Source organism: Duganella sp. GW822-FHT06D06 (assembly GCF_058799615.1).
In genome coordinates this window covers 356951-371564 of sequence record NZ_JBXALQ010000003.1, presented here as the reverse complement: position 1 = coordinate 371564, position 14614 = coordinate 356951, and the positions used below count along the sequence as shown (strand labels likewise).

At 60.3% G+C, this 14614-nt stretch carries 12 protein-coding genes and 4 tRNA genes; 14 read left to right on the top strand and 2 right to left on the bottom strand.

Going from position 1 to position 14614, the window contains the following annotated elements; all coding sequences use genetic code 11:
• The first annotated feature begins 20 nt into the window (after positions 1-20).
• Entirely contained in the window at positions 21-455 is a 435-nt protein-coding gene (locus tag AC1RMD_RS07805; RefSeq protein WP_492925292.1) for a VOC family protein, read from the top strand.
• Positions 452-856, top strand: a complete 405-nt coding sequence (locus AC1RMD_RS07800; protein ID WP_492925291.1) for a VOC family protein — start codon at positions 452-454, stop codon at positions 854-856. The genes AC1RMD_RS07805 and AC1RMD_RS07800 overlap by 4 nt, the downstream gene beginning before the upstream one ends.
• A 16-nt stretch (positions 857-872) precedes the next feature.
• On the opposite strand, the gene AC1RMD_RS07795 is transcribed toward AC1RMD_RS07800, so the two are convergent.
• Positions 873-1037, bottom strand: a complete 165-nt coding sequence (locus AC1RMD_RS07795; protein ID WP_492925290.1) for a hypothetical protein — start codon at positions 1035-1037, stop codon at positions 873-875.
• A 111-nt stretch (positions 1038-1148) separates the two neighbouring features.
• Positions 1149-1967 (bottom strand): squalene synthase HpnC, encoded by an 819-nt coding sequence (gene hpnC / locus AC1RMD_RS07790; RefSeq protein WP_492925289.1) that lies wholly within the window; start codon positions 1965-1967, stop codon positions 1149-1151.
• Positions 1968-2174: 207 nt separating this feature from the next.
• Between hpnC and AC1RMD_RS07785 the strand changes: the two genes are divergently transcribed.
• The 12 genes from AC1RMD_RS07785 (at position 2175) to AC1RMD_RS07730 (ending at position 14475) form a co-directional block, all read left to right on the top strand.
• The gene (locus tag AC1RMD_RS07785) at positions 2175-3260 is read left to right on the top strand and encodes an efflux RND transporter periplasmic adaptor subunit (RefSeq protein ID WP_492925287.1); all 1086 of its coding nucleotides are present in this window, start codon (positions 2175-2177) and stop codon (positions 3258-3260) included.
• On the top strand, positions 3257-6346 hold the full coding sequence (locus tag AC1RMD_RS07780) for an efflux RND transporter permease subunit (RefSeq protein ID WP_492925285.1): 3090 nt from the start codon (positions 3257-3259) through the stop codon (positions 6344-6346). Before AC1RMD_RS07785 ends, AC1RMD_RS07780 begins: the two co-directional genes overlap by 4 nt.
• A 162-nt stretch (positions 6347-6508) precedes the next feature.
• Positions 6509-6595 (top strand) — tRNA-Leu (locus tag AC1RMD_RS07775).
• A gap of 32 nt (positions 6596-6627) precedes the next feature.
• Positions 6628-7968 carry a trigger factor gene (gene tig / locus AC1RMD_RS07770; protein ID WP_492925283.1) on the top strand — a complete coding sequence of 447 codons (1341 nt, stop codon included), beginning with the start codon at positions 6628-6630 and terminating at the stop codon, positions 7966-7968.
• Positions 7969-8051: 83 nt separating this feature from the next.
• Complete coding sequence (gene clpP / locus AC1RMD_RS07765; RefSeq protein ID WP_408014816.1) at positions 8052-8669, top strand: ATP-dependent Clp endopeptidase proteolytic subunit ClpP; 618 nt, start codon at positions 8052-8054, stop codon at positions 8667-8669.
• A 173-nt stretch (positions 8670-8842) separates the two neighbouring features.
• A complete protein-coding gene (gene clpX / locus AC1RMD_RS07760; RefSeq protein ID WP_008448338.1) occupies positions 8843-10111 on the top strand; it encodes an ATP-dependent Clp protease ATP-binding subunit ClpX in 1269 nt (422 codons plus the stop codon).
• Between the two features lie 283 nt (positions 10112-10394).
• Complete coding sequence (gene lon, locus AC1RMD_RS07755) at positions 10395-12806, top strand: endopeptidase La (protein WP_492925280.1); 2412 nt, start codon at positions 10395-10397, stop codon at positions 12804-12806.
• Positions 12807-13019: 213 nt separating this feature from the next.
• Positions 13020-13292: an HU family DNA-binding protein gene (locus AC1RMD_RS07750; RefSeq protein WP_020703299.1), complete on the top strand. Its 273-nt coding sequence runs from the start codon at positions 13020-13022 to the stop codon at positions 13290-13292.
• 60 nt (positions 13293-13352) lie between these two features.
• Positions 13353-13428, top strand: a tRNA-Val gene (locus tag AC1RMD_RS07745).
• A gap of 39 nt (positions 13429-13467) precedes the next feature.
• Positions 13468-13544, top strand: a tRNA-Asp gene (locus tag AC1RMD_RS07740).
• A gap of 25 nt (positions 13545-13569) precedes the next feature.
• A tRNA-Asp gene (locus AC1RMD_RS07735) sits at positions 13570-13646 on the top strand.
• Positions 13647-13884: 238 nt separating this feature from the next.
• Complete coding sequence (locus AC1RMD_RS07730; protein WP_492925278.1) at positions 13885-14475, top strand: FxDxF family PEP-CTERM protein; 591 nt, start codon at positions 13885-13887, stop codon at positions 14473-14475.
• Positions 14476-14614: the final 139 nt, after the last annotated feature.

Here is a 14614-nt window from a genome sequence, read left to right as displayed (position 1 = left end):
CACTCGATAAGGAGACTGCTGTGGAGACCAAGGGCCGGCCGGAAGGAAGCAATACCATTACACCGAACTGCATCGTCAGCGATGTTGCGGGTGCGGTGGCGTTCTATCAGAAAGTGTTCGGCGCGCAGGAACTGTTGCGCTTGCATACGCCGGATGGCAGGGTGGTGCACTGCGAAGTGAAGATCGGCGATTCGCGCGTCAACCTGGGCGAATCGATGGACGGCTGGCCGGAGCAGCCGCTGCTGGCGCAGATCTACGTGGCCGACGCCGATGCCACGATGGCGCTGGCGATAGCGGCGGGCGCGCGTCAGTTGAGTCCGGTCGGCGACATGTTCTTCGGCACGCGCGAGGGGCGGGTGATGGATCCGTTTGGCAATACCTGGACCATCGCCACGCATAAGAAACACGTTACAGGCGAGGAGATGCAGCGCCTGTTGAATGAGATGTTCAAATGATACAAATTCGTGAGATCGATCATCTGGTGCTGCGCGTGGTCAGCCTGGAGCGCATGCTGGCGTTCTACTGCGGCGCGCTGGGTTGCACGGTCGAGCGGCGCCAGGATGAAATCGGCCTGGTGCAACTGCGCGCCGGCAGTTCCCTGATCGACCTGGTGCCGGTGGATGGCAAGCTGGGTAGTATGGGCGGCGCGGCGCCGGGCGCCGGGGGGCGCAACATGGATCACTTTTGTCTGCGGGTCGAGCCCTTCGACGAGGCGGCGATCCGCGCGCACATGCAGGCGCATGGCGTAGCGGCCGGGCAGCTTGAGTCGCGCTACGGCGCGGAAGGCGAGGGGCCGTCGATCTATCTGACCGATCCGGAGGGCAATGTGGTCGAGCTGAAGGGCCCGCCGGCCTGAGCCTGGTCTTGCGCCGCTAGCGCCGTAAGTTGCCGGCGCGGCGGCGTCCCGGCGGATCGGACAGCACCCGTACGATGACGCTGAACGGGATATTCCTGCGCACCAAAAACTCCGACGCAAAGGCCCGTCCCCGGCTTTGCAGCAGGTTGACGCCCAATTCCACCACTTTCGATGTTGCCATGTCCGGTCGCGAGGACCGATCTTCCGTCTGCGTCATGCCGCTTCTCCATTTGCCGCCAAGGTAGCATGGAGAAGGGAAATTGTGCAGAGGAAACGATCTAATCGTGCGCGGCTATTGCTTCTTCATCCGTACCGCGGCCCAGCAGATGCCCAGCCAATCGCGCCTGGCCAGTTTGGGGCGGTGCAGGAAGACGTCGTATTCGGCCGCTTCGATGGCGTCCAGGATGCGCAGGCCGCCTTGCACCACCAGGCGCAGCTCGAAACCGATGCGGCCCTTCAGGCGCAAGGCCAGCGGCGCGCCGCTCAGCATCAGCGCGCGGGCGCGATCCACCTCGAACTTCATCATCGAACGCCAGCGCGGCCGGGCGCTGGCGTGGTCGAGCGCCGCCGGCGAGATCGCGTAGCGGTTCAAATCCTCCAGTGGAATGTAGATGCGCTCCTTGTGGATGTCGATCGCCACATCTTGCAGGAAGTTGATCAGTTGCAGCGCGGTGCAGATGGCGTCCGAATCGCGGATGTTTTCCTCGTCGGCCCGGCCGTACAGATGCAACATCATGAAGCCGACCGGATTGGCCGAGCGGGCGCAATAATCCAGCAGCGCGTCGTAGGTGGCGTAGCGGCTCACCAGCACATCCTGCTTGAAGGCCGACAGCAGCTCGTACAGCGGCTTGAGCGGCAACTGGTGGTCGCGGATCGCCTGCGCCAAGCGTTCGAACATCGGCTCATGGCCGGTGCCGCCCGCCTCGATCTGCGCCAGCGCCGCCTCGTAGGCGTTCAGCGCGGCCAGCCGCTGTTCCGGCGTGGCGTCGCCCTCGTCGGCCAGGTCGTCGGCGCTGCGGGCGAAGGCGTAGATCGCTTCCACCGCCGGCCGCAAGCGGCTCGGCAGTAAAAATGATGCAACAGGGAAATTTTCGTAGTGTTCTACCGGCATAAATTGTATTGCTAAAAAGCATAGTTAAAATTAATGACGCAAAAGTCATTTGCAAACGGATAGGCTCGGCATATAATAAATTAACGGAAAGTCATTAATTTCCGAGCCGTAATAGTAGTGCCATCTACAGTCCAGAGCAAGCTAAAGGAATACACCGTGGTCGCCTTTAAAAATCAGCGTCAGATTTACCCCCTCATACTTAGTGTTTTGGCCGCCGCCGTACTGGCCGCCTGTTCCAAGCCCGCCGAGAAAACCGAAGACATCCGTCCGGTGCGCGCCATCGTGCTCACCAGCAACGATATCGATGTCAACGCCGAGTTTTCCGGCGAGGTGCGCGCCCGCGTGGAATCGCGCCTGGCCTTCCGCGTCGGCGGCAAGATCGTCGCCCGCAAGGTCGATGTCGGCAGCCTGGTCAAGCATGGCCAGCTGCTGATGCAGCTCGATCCGCAGGATTTGCAGCTGGCCCAGGCGCAGGCGCTGGCCGGCCTGCGCGCCTCCGAGACCAACCGCGACCTGGCCAAGGCCGAGCTCAAACGCTATCAGGAGTTGCGCAGCAAGAACTTCGTCAGCCAGGCCGTGCTGGACGCCAAGGATTCCACCTACAAGGCGGCGCAAGCCAATGTGGACGCCTCGCAGGCGGCCTATCGCGGCCAGTCCAACCAGGCGGGCTATGCCAGTCTGGTGTCCGATGTCGACGGCGTGGTGACCGCGGTCGACGCCGAAGTCGGCCAGGTGGTGCAGCCGGGCGCGCCGGTGGTGCGCGTGGCCAGGCAGGGCGAGAAGGAAATCGTCATCGGCCTGCCGGAAGACAAGGTCGAGACCCTGCGCCGTGTGCCGGACGTGCAGGTGCGCCTGTGGGCCGATCCGAAAAACGCGGTGGCCGGCAAGATCCGCGAAATTTCGCCGGTGGCCGATCCGTCCACCCGCACCTACACCGTCAAGGTGTCGATTCCGGACTCGCTGGCCGAAGCCAAGCTGGGCATGACCGCCGTGGTGCAGTTCGCCTCCAAGTCGGCCACGCCGCAGATCAAGGTGCCGCTGACGGCGCTGTATTATGAAAAATCGGCCTCGTCGGTGTGGGTGGTCGAGGGCGGCGTCGTCAAGCTGGTGCCGGTGACCATTGCCGGCGCGGCCGGCAACGAGATCGTGCTGGGCAGCGGCGTCAAGGCCGGCCAGACGGTGGTCACGGCCGGCGTCAACCTGCTCAAGCCGGGCCAGAAGGTCAAGATCCTCGGCAACGATCTGCCGGCGACCTCGGCTCCTGCGCCGGTGGTGGCGGGGGCCGCCAAATGATGGGCGGCTTCAATCTTTCGCGCTGGGCGCTGGAGCACATCCCGCTGACGCGCTACCTGATCGCGGTGCTGCTGATCGGCGGCATGCTCAGCTATTCCAACCTGGGCCAGGATGAAGATCCGCCGTTCACCTTCCGCGCGATGGTGGTGCGGGCCAACTGGCCGGGCGCGACCTCGCTGCAAATGGCCGAGCAGGTCACCGACAAGCTGGAGAAAAAACTGCAGGAGACGCCGGACATCGACGAGATCAGCAGCTACTCCAAGCCGGGCGAGACCACCATCATCCTGAAGCTGCGCGAATCGGCGCCGCCCAAGGAAGTGGCGCAATCCTGGTACCAGGTGCGCAAGAAGATCGGCGACATCCGTGCCACCTTGCCGCCGGGCGTGCAGGGTCCGTTCTTCAACGATGAGTTCGGCGATACCTATGGTTCCATCTTCGCGCTGTCGGGCGACGGCTTCACCTATGCCGAGATGAAGGACTACGCCGACTTCGTGCGCCAGCAGCTGCTGGGCGTGCCGCTGGTGTCCAAGGTCGAGCTGTTCGGCGTGCAGGACGAAAAGATCAACATCGAGTTCTCGCACAAGAAGTTCTCCCAGCTGGGCATACCGATCGAAGCCATCGCCAACCAGATCGCCACCCAGAACACGGTGGAGGCGACCGGCGTGCTGGTCACGCCGACCGACAACCTGCAAGTGCGCGTGACCGGTGCGCTGAAGACCGTCAAGGACCTGGAAGACCTGGAGCTGCGCGCCAACGGCACCACCTTCCGCCTGGGCGACTTCGCCACCATCAAGCGCCTGTACCAGGACCCGCCGGGTAACAAGATGCGCTTCAACGGCAAGGAAGTGATCGGCCTGGGCGTGTCGATGGAAAAGGGCGGCAACATCATCCAGCTCGGCAAGCACATGGAGAAGACCGTGGCCGCGATGAAGGCCAAGCTGCCGGTCGGTATCGAGCTCGAGCGCGTTTCCGACCAGCCTGAAGCCGTCAAGGCCTCGGTGGGCGAGTTCGTCCACACGCTGATCGAAGCGGTGCTGATCGTGCTGGCCGTCAGCTTTGTCGCGCTGGGCCTGCATACCAAGCCCAGGCTGCGGCTGGACGTGCGTCCCGGCCTGGTGGTGGCGCTGACCATACCGCTGGTGCTGTCGGTGACCTTCCTGTGCATGCGCATGCTGGACATCGACCTGCACAAGATTTCGCTGGGCGCGCTGATCATCGCGCTGGGCCTGCTGGTGGACGACGCCATCATCGCCGTCGAAATGATGGTGCGCAAGATGGAAGAGGGCATGTCGCGCTTCGACGCCGCCACCTTCGCCTACACCTCGACCGCGATCCCGATGCTGACCGGCACCCTGATCACGGTGGCGGGTTTCCTGCCGATCGGCCTGGCCAAGTCGGCGGCCGGCGAGTACACCTTCTCGCTGTTCTCGGTCAACGCGCTGGCGCTGGTGATTTCGTGGGTGGTGGCGGTGGTGTTCACGCCCTACATCGGCTACGTGCTGCTGAAGGTCAAGCCGCACGCCGACGGCGGCAGCGAGCACGACCTGTTCGACACGCCGGGCTTCCGCAGGTTCCGCGCGGTGGTCAACTGGTGCGTCGAATACCGCAAGACCACCATAGTCTTGACGCTGGTGGTGTTCGCGCTGGGCGTGTACGGTTTCAATTTCATCGAGAAGCAGTTCTTCCCGGACTCCAGCCGTCCCGAGCTGATGGTCGAGCTGTGGACGCCGGAAGGCACGACCTTCGCCGCCAACGAGGCGCAGGTCAAGAAGTTCGAAGCCTTCATCCGCAAGCAGGAGGGCGTGGTCAGCGTGACCAGCTACGTCGGCACCGGTTCGCCGCGCTTCTACCTGCCGCTGGACCAGATCTTCCCGCAGACTAACGTGTCGCAGATCGTCGTGCTGCCGAAAGACCTGCACGCGCGCGGCGCGCTGCGCGACAAGATCGTCGACATCTTCAAGCGCGACTTCCCGGAAGTGCGCGGCCGCGTCAAGCTGCTGCCGAACGGGCCGCCGGTGCCGTATCCGGTGCAGTTCCGCGTGACCGGCGGCGAAGTGGGCAAGGTGCGCGCCATCGCCGACCAGGTGAAGGACATCATGCGCGCCAATCCGAACACGCTGGGCGTCAACGACAACTGGAATGAATCGATCAAGGTGCTGCGCCTCGACCTGGACCAGGACAAGATGCGCGCGCTGGGCGTGACCTCGCAGACCGTGATGCGGGCGGCGAACACCATCCTGTCGGGCACCACCATCGGCCAGTTCCGCGAGGACATCAAGCTGATCGACATCCAGATCCGCCAGCCGATCGAGGAGCGCAACACCATCTCGATCCTGAACGACACGAATATCCCGACCGCCAGCGGCAAGTCGGTGCCGATCAGCCAGCTGGCGCGCGCCCACTTCGTGTGGGAGCCGGGCGTGGTGTGGCGGGAAGGGCGCGAATGGGCGATCACCGTGCAGTCCGACGTGGCCGACAACATCCAGGGCCCGACCGTCTCCGGCCAGATCGAACCGAAGTTGAAGCAGCTGCGCGACAACCTGCCGGCCGGCTACGCCATCAAGGTCAAGGGGGCGGCGGCCGACAGCGGCACGGCGGAAGCGTCGATCGCGGCCAACCTGCCGCTGGCGATCTTCATCATCTTCACCTTGCTGATGCTGCAACTGCACAGCTTCTCGCGGGCGCTGCTGGTGTTCCTGACCGGCCCGCTGGGCGTGGCGGGGGCGGCGATGGCGCTGTTGTTGCTGGGCCGTCCGCTGGGCTTCGTGGCCAACCTGGGCATCATCGCGCTGTTCGGCATGATCATCCGCAACTCGGTGATCCTGGTCGACCAGATCGAGCAGGATATCAAGGCCGGCCACGATCCGTGGACCGCGATCGTCGAATCGGCGGTGCGCCGTTGCCGTCCCATCATCCTGACGGCCGCCGCGGCGGCGCTGGCGATGATCCCGTTGTCGCGCTCGGTATTCTGGGGGCCGATGGCAGTGGCTATCATGGGAGGACTGATATTGGCCACGGCATTAACCTTATTATTCCTGCCAGCCTTGTATGCGGCATGGTTTAGAGTGAAAAAGCCGGTGAAATAAGGAAAATTCAGCGGAATGTTGGCGACATATTAAAAATCGTCACATTTCGCTGAAAAACCCGTTAAAATACCGCGTTGAAGTTGAAAGCTCTCGCAGAGTTCAGCGGGAATAGGGCGACCGTTTTCACTTACGGGTCGCCCTTTGCTTTTGTGCAAACATGCCGCGAGGATGGCGAAATTGGTAGACGCACCAGGTTTAGGTCCTGACGCCAGCAATGGTGTGGGGGTTCGAGTCCCCCTCCTCGCACCAACTGTATTACTATTTTTTTGGACGATTTTTACATGGCAACTGCAGTCGAAACCTTAGGCAAACTCGAACGTCGTATCACGATCTCCTTCCCGCTGACCGAGGTCCGCGCTGAAGTTGAGAAGCGTCTGAAAGTGCAAGCCAAATCGGCTAAGGCACCAGGCTTCCGTCCGGGTAAAGTTCCTATGAAAATGGTCGCAGCACAGTACGGTTATCAGATCGAGACCGAAGTGCTGAACGATAAAGTTGGCCGTGCTTTCAACGACGCCGCCAATTCCGCCGAACTGCGCGTAGCAGGCTACCCACGCATCGAGCCTAAGGAAGAGTCGGCGGAAGGCGTGCTGGCGTTCGACGCAACCTTCGAAATCTACCCGGAAGTCGTCGTTGGCGACCTGACCACCGTGGAAATCGAAACCGTCAAGGCCGACGTGTCGGAAACCGAAATCGACAAAACCATCGAAATCCTGCGCAAGCAGCGCGTGCACTTCCACACCAAGGGTGAAGCCGGTGAGCACGGCGACGGCGGCGCAGCGATTGCAGCCAACGGCGACCGCGTGACCGTGGACTTCGTCGGCTCGATCGACGGCGTTGAATTCCCAGGCGGCAAAGCTGAAGACTACGCTTTCGTGCTGGGCGAAGGCCGCATGCTGCCGGAATTCGAAGCAGCCACCATCGGTTTGAAAGTCGGCGAAGCCAAGACCTTCCCACTGGCTTTCCCGGAGGACTACCATGGTAAGGACGTGGCCGGCAAAACCGCATCGTTCACCATCACCCTGAAGAAACTGGAATGGGCGCACCTGCCGGAAGTCGACGGCGAATTCGCCAAGTCGCTGGGCGTGGCCGATGGCGACGTCGCTAAAATGCGCGAAGACATCAAAGTCAACCTGGAACGCGAAGTTGCCGGCCGTGTCAAAGCCCGCAACAAGGAAGCCGTGATGGATGCGCTGGTGAAAACCGCCACCCTGGACGTGCCACAGGCGCTGATCGCTCAAGACACCGAGCGCCTGGCCGAAATGACCCGTCAAGACATGGCTCAGCGCGGCATGAACGTCAAGGACATCCCGTTCCCACCAGAACTGTTCGCAGAAAAAGCCGAGCGTCGCGTACGCCTGGGCCTGATCCTGTCGCAACTGGTCGGCGAGAACAAGCTGCAAGCCCAGCCTGAACAAGTCAAGGCGCAAGTCGAAGACTTCGCACAGAGCTACGAAGACCCGCGCGAAGTGCTGAAGTACTACTACAGCGATCGTCGTCGCCTGGCTGAAGTCGAAGCCCTTGTATTGGAAGAAAACGTCGTTAACTACGTCCTGGGCCTGTCGAAAACGTCGTCCAAGGTCGTGGCCTTCGACGAACTGATGGGAAGCAACGCACAAGCGTAATCCAGCGTGGGCCGCAGACTTAAGATGATGTAAGATTAAGTCTCCGGCCTCTAGCTGCTTCACAAGGAAATGGAATGACTGGTATGAACCGTAATCCGGCGCTGGACACTGAAATGCTCGGCCTGGTGCCGATGGTGGTCGAACAAAGCGGCCGCGGCGAGCGCTCCTATGACATTTACTCGCGCCTGCTGAAGGAACGCGTAATCTTCATGGTCGGCCCCGTCAACGACCAGATGGCGAACCTGATCGTCGCCCAGTTGCTGTTCCTCGAGAGCGAAAATCCGGACAAGGATATCTCGCTGTACATCAACTCCCCGGGCGGTTCGGTGTCGGCCGGCCTGGCGATCTTCGATACGATGCAGTTCATCAAGCCTGACGTGTCGACGCTGTGCACCGGCATGGCCGCCTCGATGGGCGCCTTCCTGCTGGCGGCCGGCGCCAAGGGCAAGCGTTTTTCGCTGCCGAACTCGCGCATCATGATCCACCAGCCGTCCGGCGGCTCGCAGGGCATGGCTTCGGATATCGAAATCCAGGCCAAGGAAATCCTGTACCTGCGCCACCGTCTGAACTCGATCATGGCTGAACGCACGGGTCAAACCGTCGAGCAGATCGCCAAAGACACCGATCGTGATCGTTTCATGTCGGCGGAAGAGGCTGTAGAGTACGGTTTGATCGACAAAATGTTGTCCAGCCGGGCTTGATGCGTCCTTCGCAGCATTGCTAAATAAACGCCCGGGCGATTAATCGTTCGGGCGTTTCGTTTTTATTTCGGGTAGCATGTAGTCATAGGCGGGCTTTTCCAGACGCTAACTATTTCGATCACCTGCTTCCTGGCAACAGCTAAGCCATTCTGTAACCCAAAGAAAACTGCCCCATGTCAGACAAAAAATCCTCCAGCGGCGAAAAATTACTGTACTGCTCGTTTTGCGGCAAGAGCCAGCACGAGGTAAAGAAACTTATCGCCGGCCCATCGGTCTTCATCTGCGACGAATGCATCGACCTGTGCAATGACATCATCCGCGATGAAACTTCGGCCATCGAGTCGGTCACGGGCGCCAAGTCGGACCTGCCGACCCCGCATGAAATCAAGGACTTGCTGGACCAGTACGTCATTGGCCAGCAAACGGCCAAGCGCATCCTGTCGGTGGCGGTGTACAACCACTACAAGCGCCTCAAGCACCTGGGCAAGAAAGACGACATCGAACTGGCCAAGAGCAACATCTTGCTGGTCGGTCCTACCGGCTCCGGCAAGACCCTGCTGGCCCAGACCCTGGCCCGCATGCTGAACGTGCCGTTCGTCATCGCCGACGCCACCACCTTGACCGAAGCCGGTTATGTGGGCGAGGACGTCGAGAATATCATCCAGAAACTGTTGCAGAGCTGCAACTACGATGTGGAAAAAGCCCAACGCGGCATCGTCTACATCGATGAGATCGACAAGATCTCGCGCAAATCGGACAATCCATCGATCACCCGCGACGTTTCGGGCGAGGGCGTGCAGCAGGCGCTGCTGAAACTGATCGAAGGCACGATGGCGTCGGTGCCGCCACAAGGCGGCCGCAAGCATCCCAACCAGGATTTCGTGCAGATCGACACCACCAACATCATGTTCATCTGCGGCGGCGCCTTCGACGGCCTGGCCAAGGTGATTTCCAACCGTTCGGAAAAATCCGGCATCGGTTTCTCGGCCAGCGTGAAGAGCAAGAAGGAACGCAGCGCCAGCGACGTGCTGCTGGAAGCGGAACCGGAAGACCTGATCAAGTTCGGCCTGATACCCGAGCTGGTGGGCCGCCTGCCGGTGGTCGCCACGCTGTCGGAACTGACCGAGGAAGCGCTGATCCAGATCCTGGTCGAGCCGAAGAACGCACTGGTCAAGCAGTACGCCAAGCTGCTCGACATGGAAGGCGCCGAACTGGAAATCCGCCCGGCCGCCCTGCATGCGATCGCCAAGAAGGCGCTGGCCCGCAAGACCGGCGCGCGCGGCCTGCGTTCGATCCTGGAACACGCGCTGCTCGACACCATGTACGAGCTGCCAAATGAAACCAACGTCACCAAAGTGGTGATCGATGAAAATACGATCACCAGCGGCGCCAAACCTTTATTGATCTATCAAGATCAGGCCAAAGCGTCTGGTGAGAATTAAATAACTTGTGCACACTTACCCCACTCAGCAGAAAAATTCATTTCGCATCCGTGGGGCAAGGCGGTACAATTTAAATCAATAAAAGAATGCAGGCTTCATTCGGAAAGCCACACGTGACAGCGTCGTTTGTCACGCGTGGCTTTTTTATTTGACGCGTTTTTTTAGAACATGATTGGCTTCTTTGAAAATACTCTTTTTTAGGAGAATTATTTCTTGCAGGTCGGTCTTGTGATTCGGCGGAACAGCGCCCACATCATAATCACGCTTTCACATAAGGTACGCCATGACAACTTCCAAATTAACTGAGCAAACTCAACTGCCGTTATTGCCGCTGCGGGATGTTGTAGTTTTCCCGCATATGGTGATACCGCTGTTCGTAGGGCGCCCAAAATCGATCAAGGCGCTGGAAGCCGCTATGGAGCAGGGCAAGAGCATCATGCTTGCCGCGCAAAAAGCCGCTGCCAAGGACGAACCTTCTGCTTCCGATATCTACGAGATCGGCTGCGTGGCCAATATTCTGCAAATGCTGAAGCTGCCGGACGGCACCGTCAAGGTGCTGGTCGAAGGCGCCCAGCGCGCACGCATCAACCGCATCACCGATGCGCCGACGCACTTCATCGCCGATCTGACGCCGCTCGATTCCGAGCTGGGCGACGATTCGGAGATCGAAGCGATGCGCCGCGCCATCGTTCAGCAGTTCGACCAGTACGTCAAACTGAACAAAAAGATCCCGCCCGAGATCCTCGCTTCGCTGTCGGGCATCGACGACGCCGGCCGCCTGGCCGACACCGTCGCCGCGCACCTGCCGCTGAAGCTGGAGCAGAAACAGGTGATCCTGGAAATCTTCAGCGTGGCCAAGCGCCTGGAGCACCTGCTGGGCCAGCTGGAAGGCGAACTCGATATTCTGCAAGTCGAGAAGCGCATCCGTGGCCGCGTCAAGCGCCAGATGGAAAAGTCGCAGCGCGAGTACTACCTGAACGAGCAAGTCAAAGCCATCCAGAAGGAACTGGGCGAGGGCGAGGACGGCGCCGACCTGGACGAGCTGGAGAAAAAAGTCGCGCTGGCCAAGATGCCGAAAGAGGCGCTGGACAAGGCCACCGCCGAGTTGAAAAAACTCAAGCTGATGTCGCCGATGTCGGCCGAAGCCACCGTCGTGCGCAACTACATCGACACGCTGGTCAGCCTGCCCTGGAAGAAAAAATCCAAGGTCAACAACGACCTGACGAACGCCGAGAAAGTGCTGGAAGGCGATCACTACGGCTTGGACAAGGTTAAAGAACGCATCCTGGAATACCTCGCAGTGCAACAACGGGTCGACAAGCTGAAAGCGCCCATCCTGTGCTTCGTCGGTCCTCCGGGCGTGGGTAAGACCTCGCTGGGCCAGTCCATCGCCCGCGCCACCAACCGCAAGTTCGTGCGCATGGCGCTGGGCGGCGTGCGCGACGAGGCCGAGATCCGCGGCCACCGCCGTACCTACATCGGCTCGATGCCGGGCAAGGTGCTGCAGTCGCTGGCGAAAGTCGGCGTGCGCAATCCGCTGTTCCTGCTGGACGAGATCGACAAGATGGGTGCGGACTTCCGCGGCGATCCGTCGTCGGCCCTGCTGGAGGTGCTCGATCCCGAGCAGAACCACACGTTCTCCGACCACTACATCGAAGTCGATTTCGACCTGTCCGATGTGATGTTCGTGGCGACGTCGAACTCGTACAACATCCCGCCGGCGCTGCTGGACCGCATGGAAGTGATACGCCTGTCCGGTTACACGGAAGACGAGAAGACCAGCATCGCCCAGCGCTACCTGTTGCCGAAACAGATCAAGAACAACGGTCTGAAGGAAGACGAGATTTCGGTGGCCGAGTCGGCGCTGCGCGACATCATCCGCTACTACACCCGCGAAGCCGGCGTGCGTTCGCTGGAACGCGAAGTGTCTAAGATCTGCCGCAAGGTGGTCAAGATGCTGTTGTTGAAGAAGACCGAGAAGAAGGTCGCCGTCACCAACAAGAACCTGGACAAGTTCCTGGGCGTGCGGCGCTACGACTTCGGCGTTGCCGAGAAGGAAAACCAGATCGGCCAGGTCGTCGGTCTGGCATGGACCGAAGTGGGCGGCGATCTGCTGACCATCGAAGCGGTGCAGATGCCGGGCAAGGGCAACGTGATCCGCACCGGCACCTTGGGCGACGTCATGAAGGAATCGATAGAGGCGGCCCGCACCGTGGTGCGCAGCCGCGCCAACCGCCTGGGCATCAAGAACGAAGTGTTCGAGAAGGCCGACATCCACATCCACGTGCCGGAAGGCGCAACGCCGAAGGACGGTCCTTCGGCCGGCGCGGCGATGACGGTGGCGATGGTGTCGGTGTTTACGGGCATTCCGGTGCGCGCAGACGTGGCGATGACGGGCGAGATCACGCTGCGCGGCGAAGTGTTGCCGATCGGCGGCCTGAAAGAGAAGCTGCTGGCGGCCCAGCGCGGCGGCATCAAGACCGTGCTGATCCCCGAGCAGAACGTCAAGGACCTGGCGGACATCCCGGACAATGTCAAAAACAAACTGGAAATCGTGCCGGTGCGTTGGATCGACAAAGTGCTGGAAATCGCGCTGGAACGCATGCCGGTGGCGCTGACGGAGACGGTTCCGGTGGAAGCCGTGGCCGCCGCGGCGGTCAAGGCCGACGGCCAAACGGAAGTGGTAAAACATTAACTTTTACTAGTGTTTAGTAACTGCTGATGCACAAACAGGCGCTTTTATAGCGCCTGTTTGTTATTTGACCCCGTTTTTCTATGGTGCAGCGCTTGACACAGGGGCGGGCTGGCTTGTTTAATACGGCCTGAGATTTTTCTCGGCCTGACAACGGCATTCAAATGCCGTTATCTGCGGGCTAAAACGATATAACCTTTGTGACGGGGAATTGCTTTGAATAAGACTGAATTGATCGACCATATTGCTACTACCGCTGATATCTCGAAAGCGGCTGCTGCACGCGCACTCGACGCGGTGATCGACGGTGTAACCACCACCCTGCAAAAGAACGACAGCGTCACCCTGGTCGGCTTTGGCACCTTCTCCGTGAGCGAACGCGCTGCCCGTACCGGCCGCAATCCGCGCACCAAAGAAGAGATCATCATCGAGGCGGCTAAAGTTCCTAAATTTAAAGCTGGTAAAGCTTTGAAAGATGCTGTAAACTAACGGACTTCAGTGAGCAGCAAGCAGCTAACAAGCTAATGAGTTGCTCACTAAAGGCAAAACGGGCGGTTAGCTCAGTTGGTAGAGCGGAGCCCTTACAAGGCTTAGGTCGGGAGTTCGAGCCTCTCACCGCCCACCAGTTTTGCAGGTAGTAAAGTGTAGTACCCAGTGTTTTGTTGGAGCGGTAGTTCAGTTGGTTAGAATACCGGCCTGTCACGCCGGGGGTCGCGGGTTCGAGTCCCGTCCGCTCCGCCAACAAAATGCTAATGAGTTTGACCAAGGAGCGGTAGTTCAGTTGGTTAGAATACCGGCCTGTCACGCCGGGGGTCGCGGGTTCGAGTCCCGTCCGCTCCGCCAAGAACAAGATACCCCGCAGCTATTATTAGCTGCGGGGTTTTTCTTTTTCCGGCGCGTATTAATTCAATTCCCTTTCTTTGAATATCCCGCGTCGTTTTGTATATACGCTTTGGAAACAAATATTTACTGAAGGTATCGTGCGCGAGTGACTAGCTCATCAATAGTAAGATGCATCCTCGCAGTACTGAATCTAGATTAATTTTGTTATTCGATGGACAATTTACCAAGGGGATACACGATGGCTTTTAAGAAAATTGTTATTGCCGCAGCGATGCTGTGCGCATCGGCGGCCCAGGCGGCGCCGGTTTTTGCCGATAATTTCGACACCGATACACTGGCGCTGAACGCCACCAACTTCCACGGCGGCTGGGCTGTCGCCGGCGGCACCGTGGACGTCATCGGCGCGCCAGGCTTCTTCGATCTGGTGCCGGGCAACGGCCGCTATATCGACCTGGACGGCTCGAGCGGCCGCGCTGGCCTGCTGTTCAACTCGGTGGCGCTGAGCTCCGGCGTCACCTACAAGCTGTCGTTCAGCCTGGCGGGCAACAATCGCGGCGCGGGCAGCGACACGGTTGAAGTCGGTTTCGGCAGCGGCAGCCAGGTGTTCACCCGTTCGGCGGCCGATGGCTTCCAGACCTTCAGCCTGAACTACACCGCCAGCAGCAATGGCCTGGTGGGCTTCAGCTTCTCCGACCAGGGTCGCGACAACCAGGGCGCCTTGCTGGACAACGTGACCATCACCGCCGTGCCGGAACCGGAAACCTACGGCATGCTGCTGGGTGGCCTGGCTCTGATGGGCGTGCTTGCGCGCCGTCGCCGCCAGGGCTGATTGTCGGCCGTGTAACACCAAGCCCGCCTCGGCGGGCTTTTTGTTGTCCGGTGTGGCGGCGTGACTGTTTTGCCAAGGATTTACCCTTGCTATAGAGGGGGGCGCGCTGTAAAATCCGCCAACCGGAATTGGCGAACGC

What these genes read in the sequence shown, in the direction of transcription:
- hpnC (WP_492925289.1), bottom strand. Translation starts at nt 1,967, where the DNA reads ATGCCGGTAGAACACTACGAAAATTTCCCTGTTGCATCATTTTTACTG.
- tig (WP_492925283.1), top strand. Translation starts at nt 6,628, where the DNA reads ATGGCAACTGCAGTCGAAACCTTAGGCAAACTCGAACGTCGTATCACG.
- AC1RMD_RS07800 (WP_492925291.1), top strand. Translation starts at nt 452, where the DNA reads ATGATACAAATTCGTGAGATCGATCATCTGGTGCTGCGCGTGGTCAGC.
- AC1RMD_RS07795 (WP_492925290.1), bottom strand. Translation starts at nt 1,037, where the DNA reads ATGGCAACATCGAAAGTGGTGGAATTGGGCGTCAACCTGCTGCAAAGC.
- AC1RMD_RS07780 (WP_492925285.1), top strand. Translation starts at nt 3,257, where the DNA reads ATGATGGGCGGCTTCAATCTTTCGCGCTGGGCGCTGGAGCACATCCCG.
- clpP (WP_408014816.1), top strand. Translation starts at nt 8,052, where the DNA reads ATGAACCGTAATCCGGCGCTGGACACTGAAATGCTCGGCCTGGTGCCG.
- lon (WP_492925280.1), top strand. Translation starts at nt 10,395, where the DNA reads ATGACAACTTCCAAATTAACTGAGCAAACTCAACTGCCGTTATTGCCG.
- clpX (WP_008448338.1), top strand. Translation starts at nt 8,843, where the DNA reads ATGTCAGACAAAAAATCCTCCAGCGGCGAAAAATTACTGTACTGCTCG.
- AC1RMD_RS07730 (WP_492925278.1), top strand. Translation starts at nt 13,885, where the DNA reads ATGGCTTTTAAGAAAATTGTTATTGCCGCAGCGATGCTGTGCGCATCG.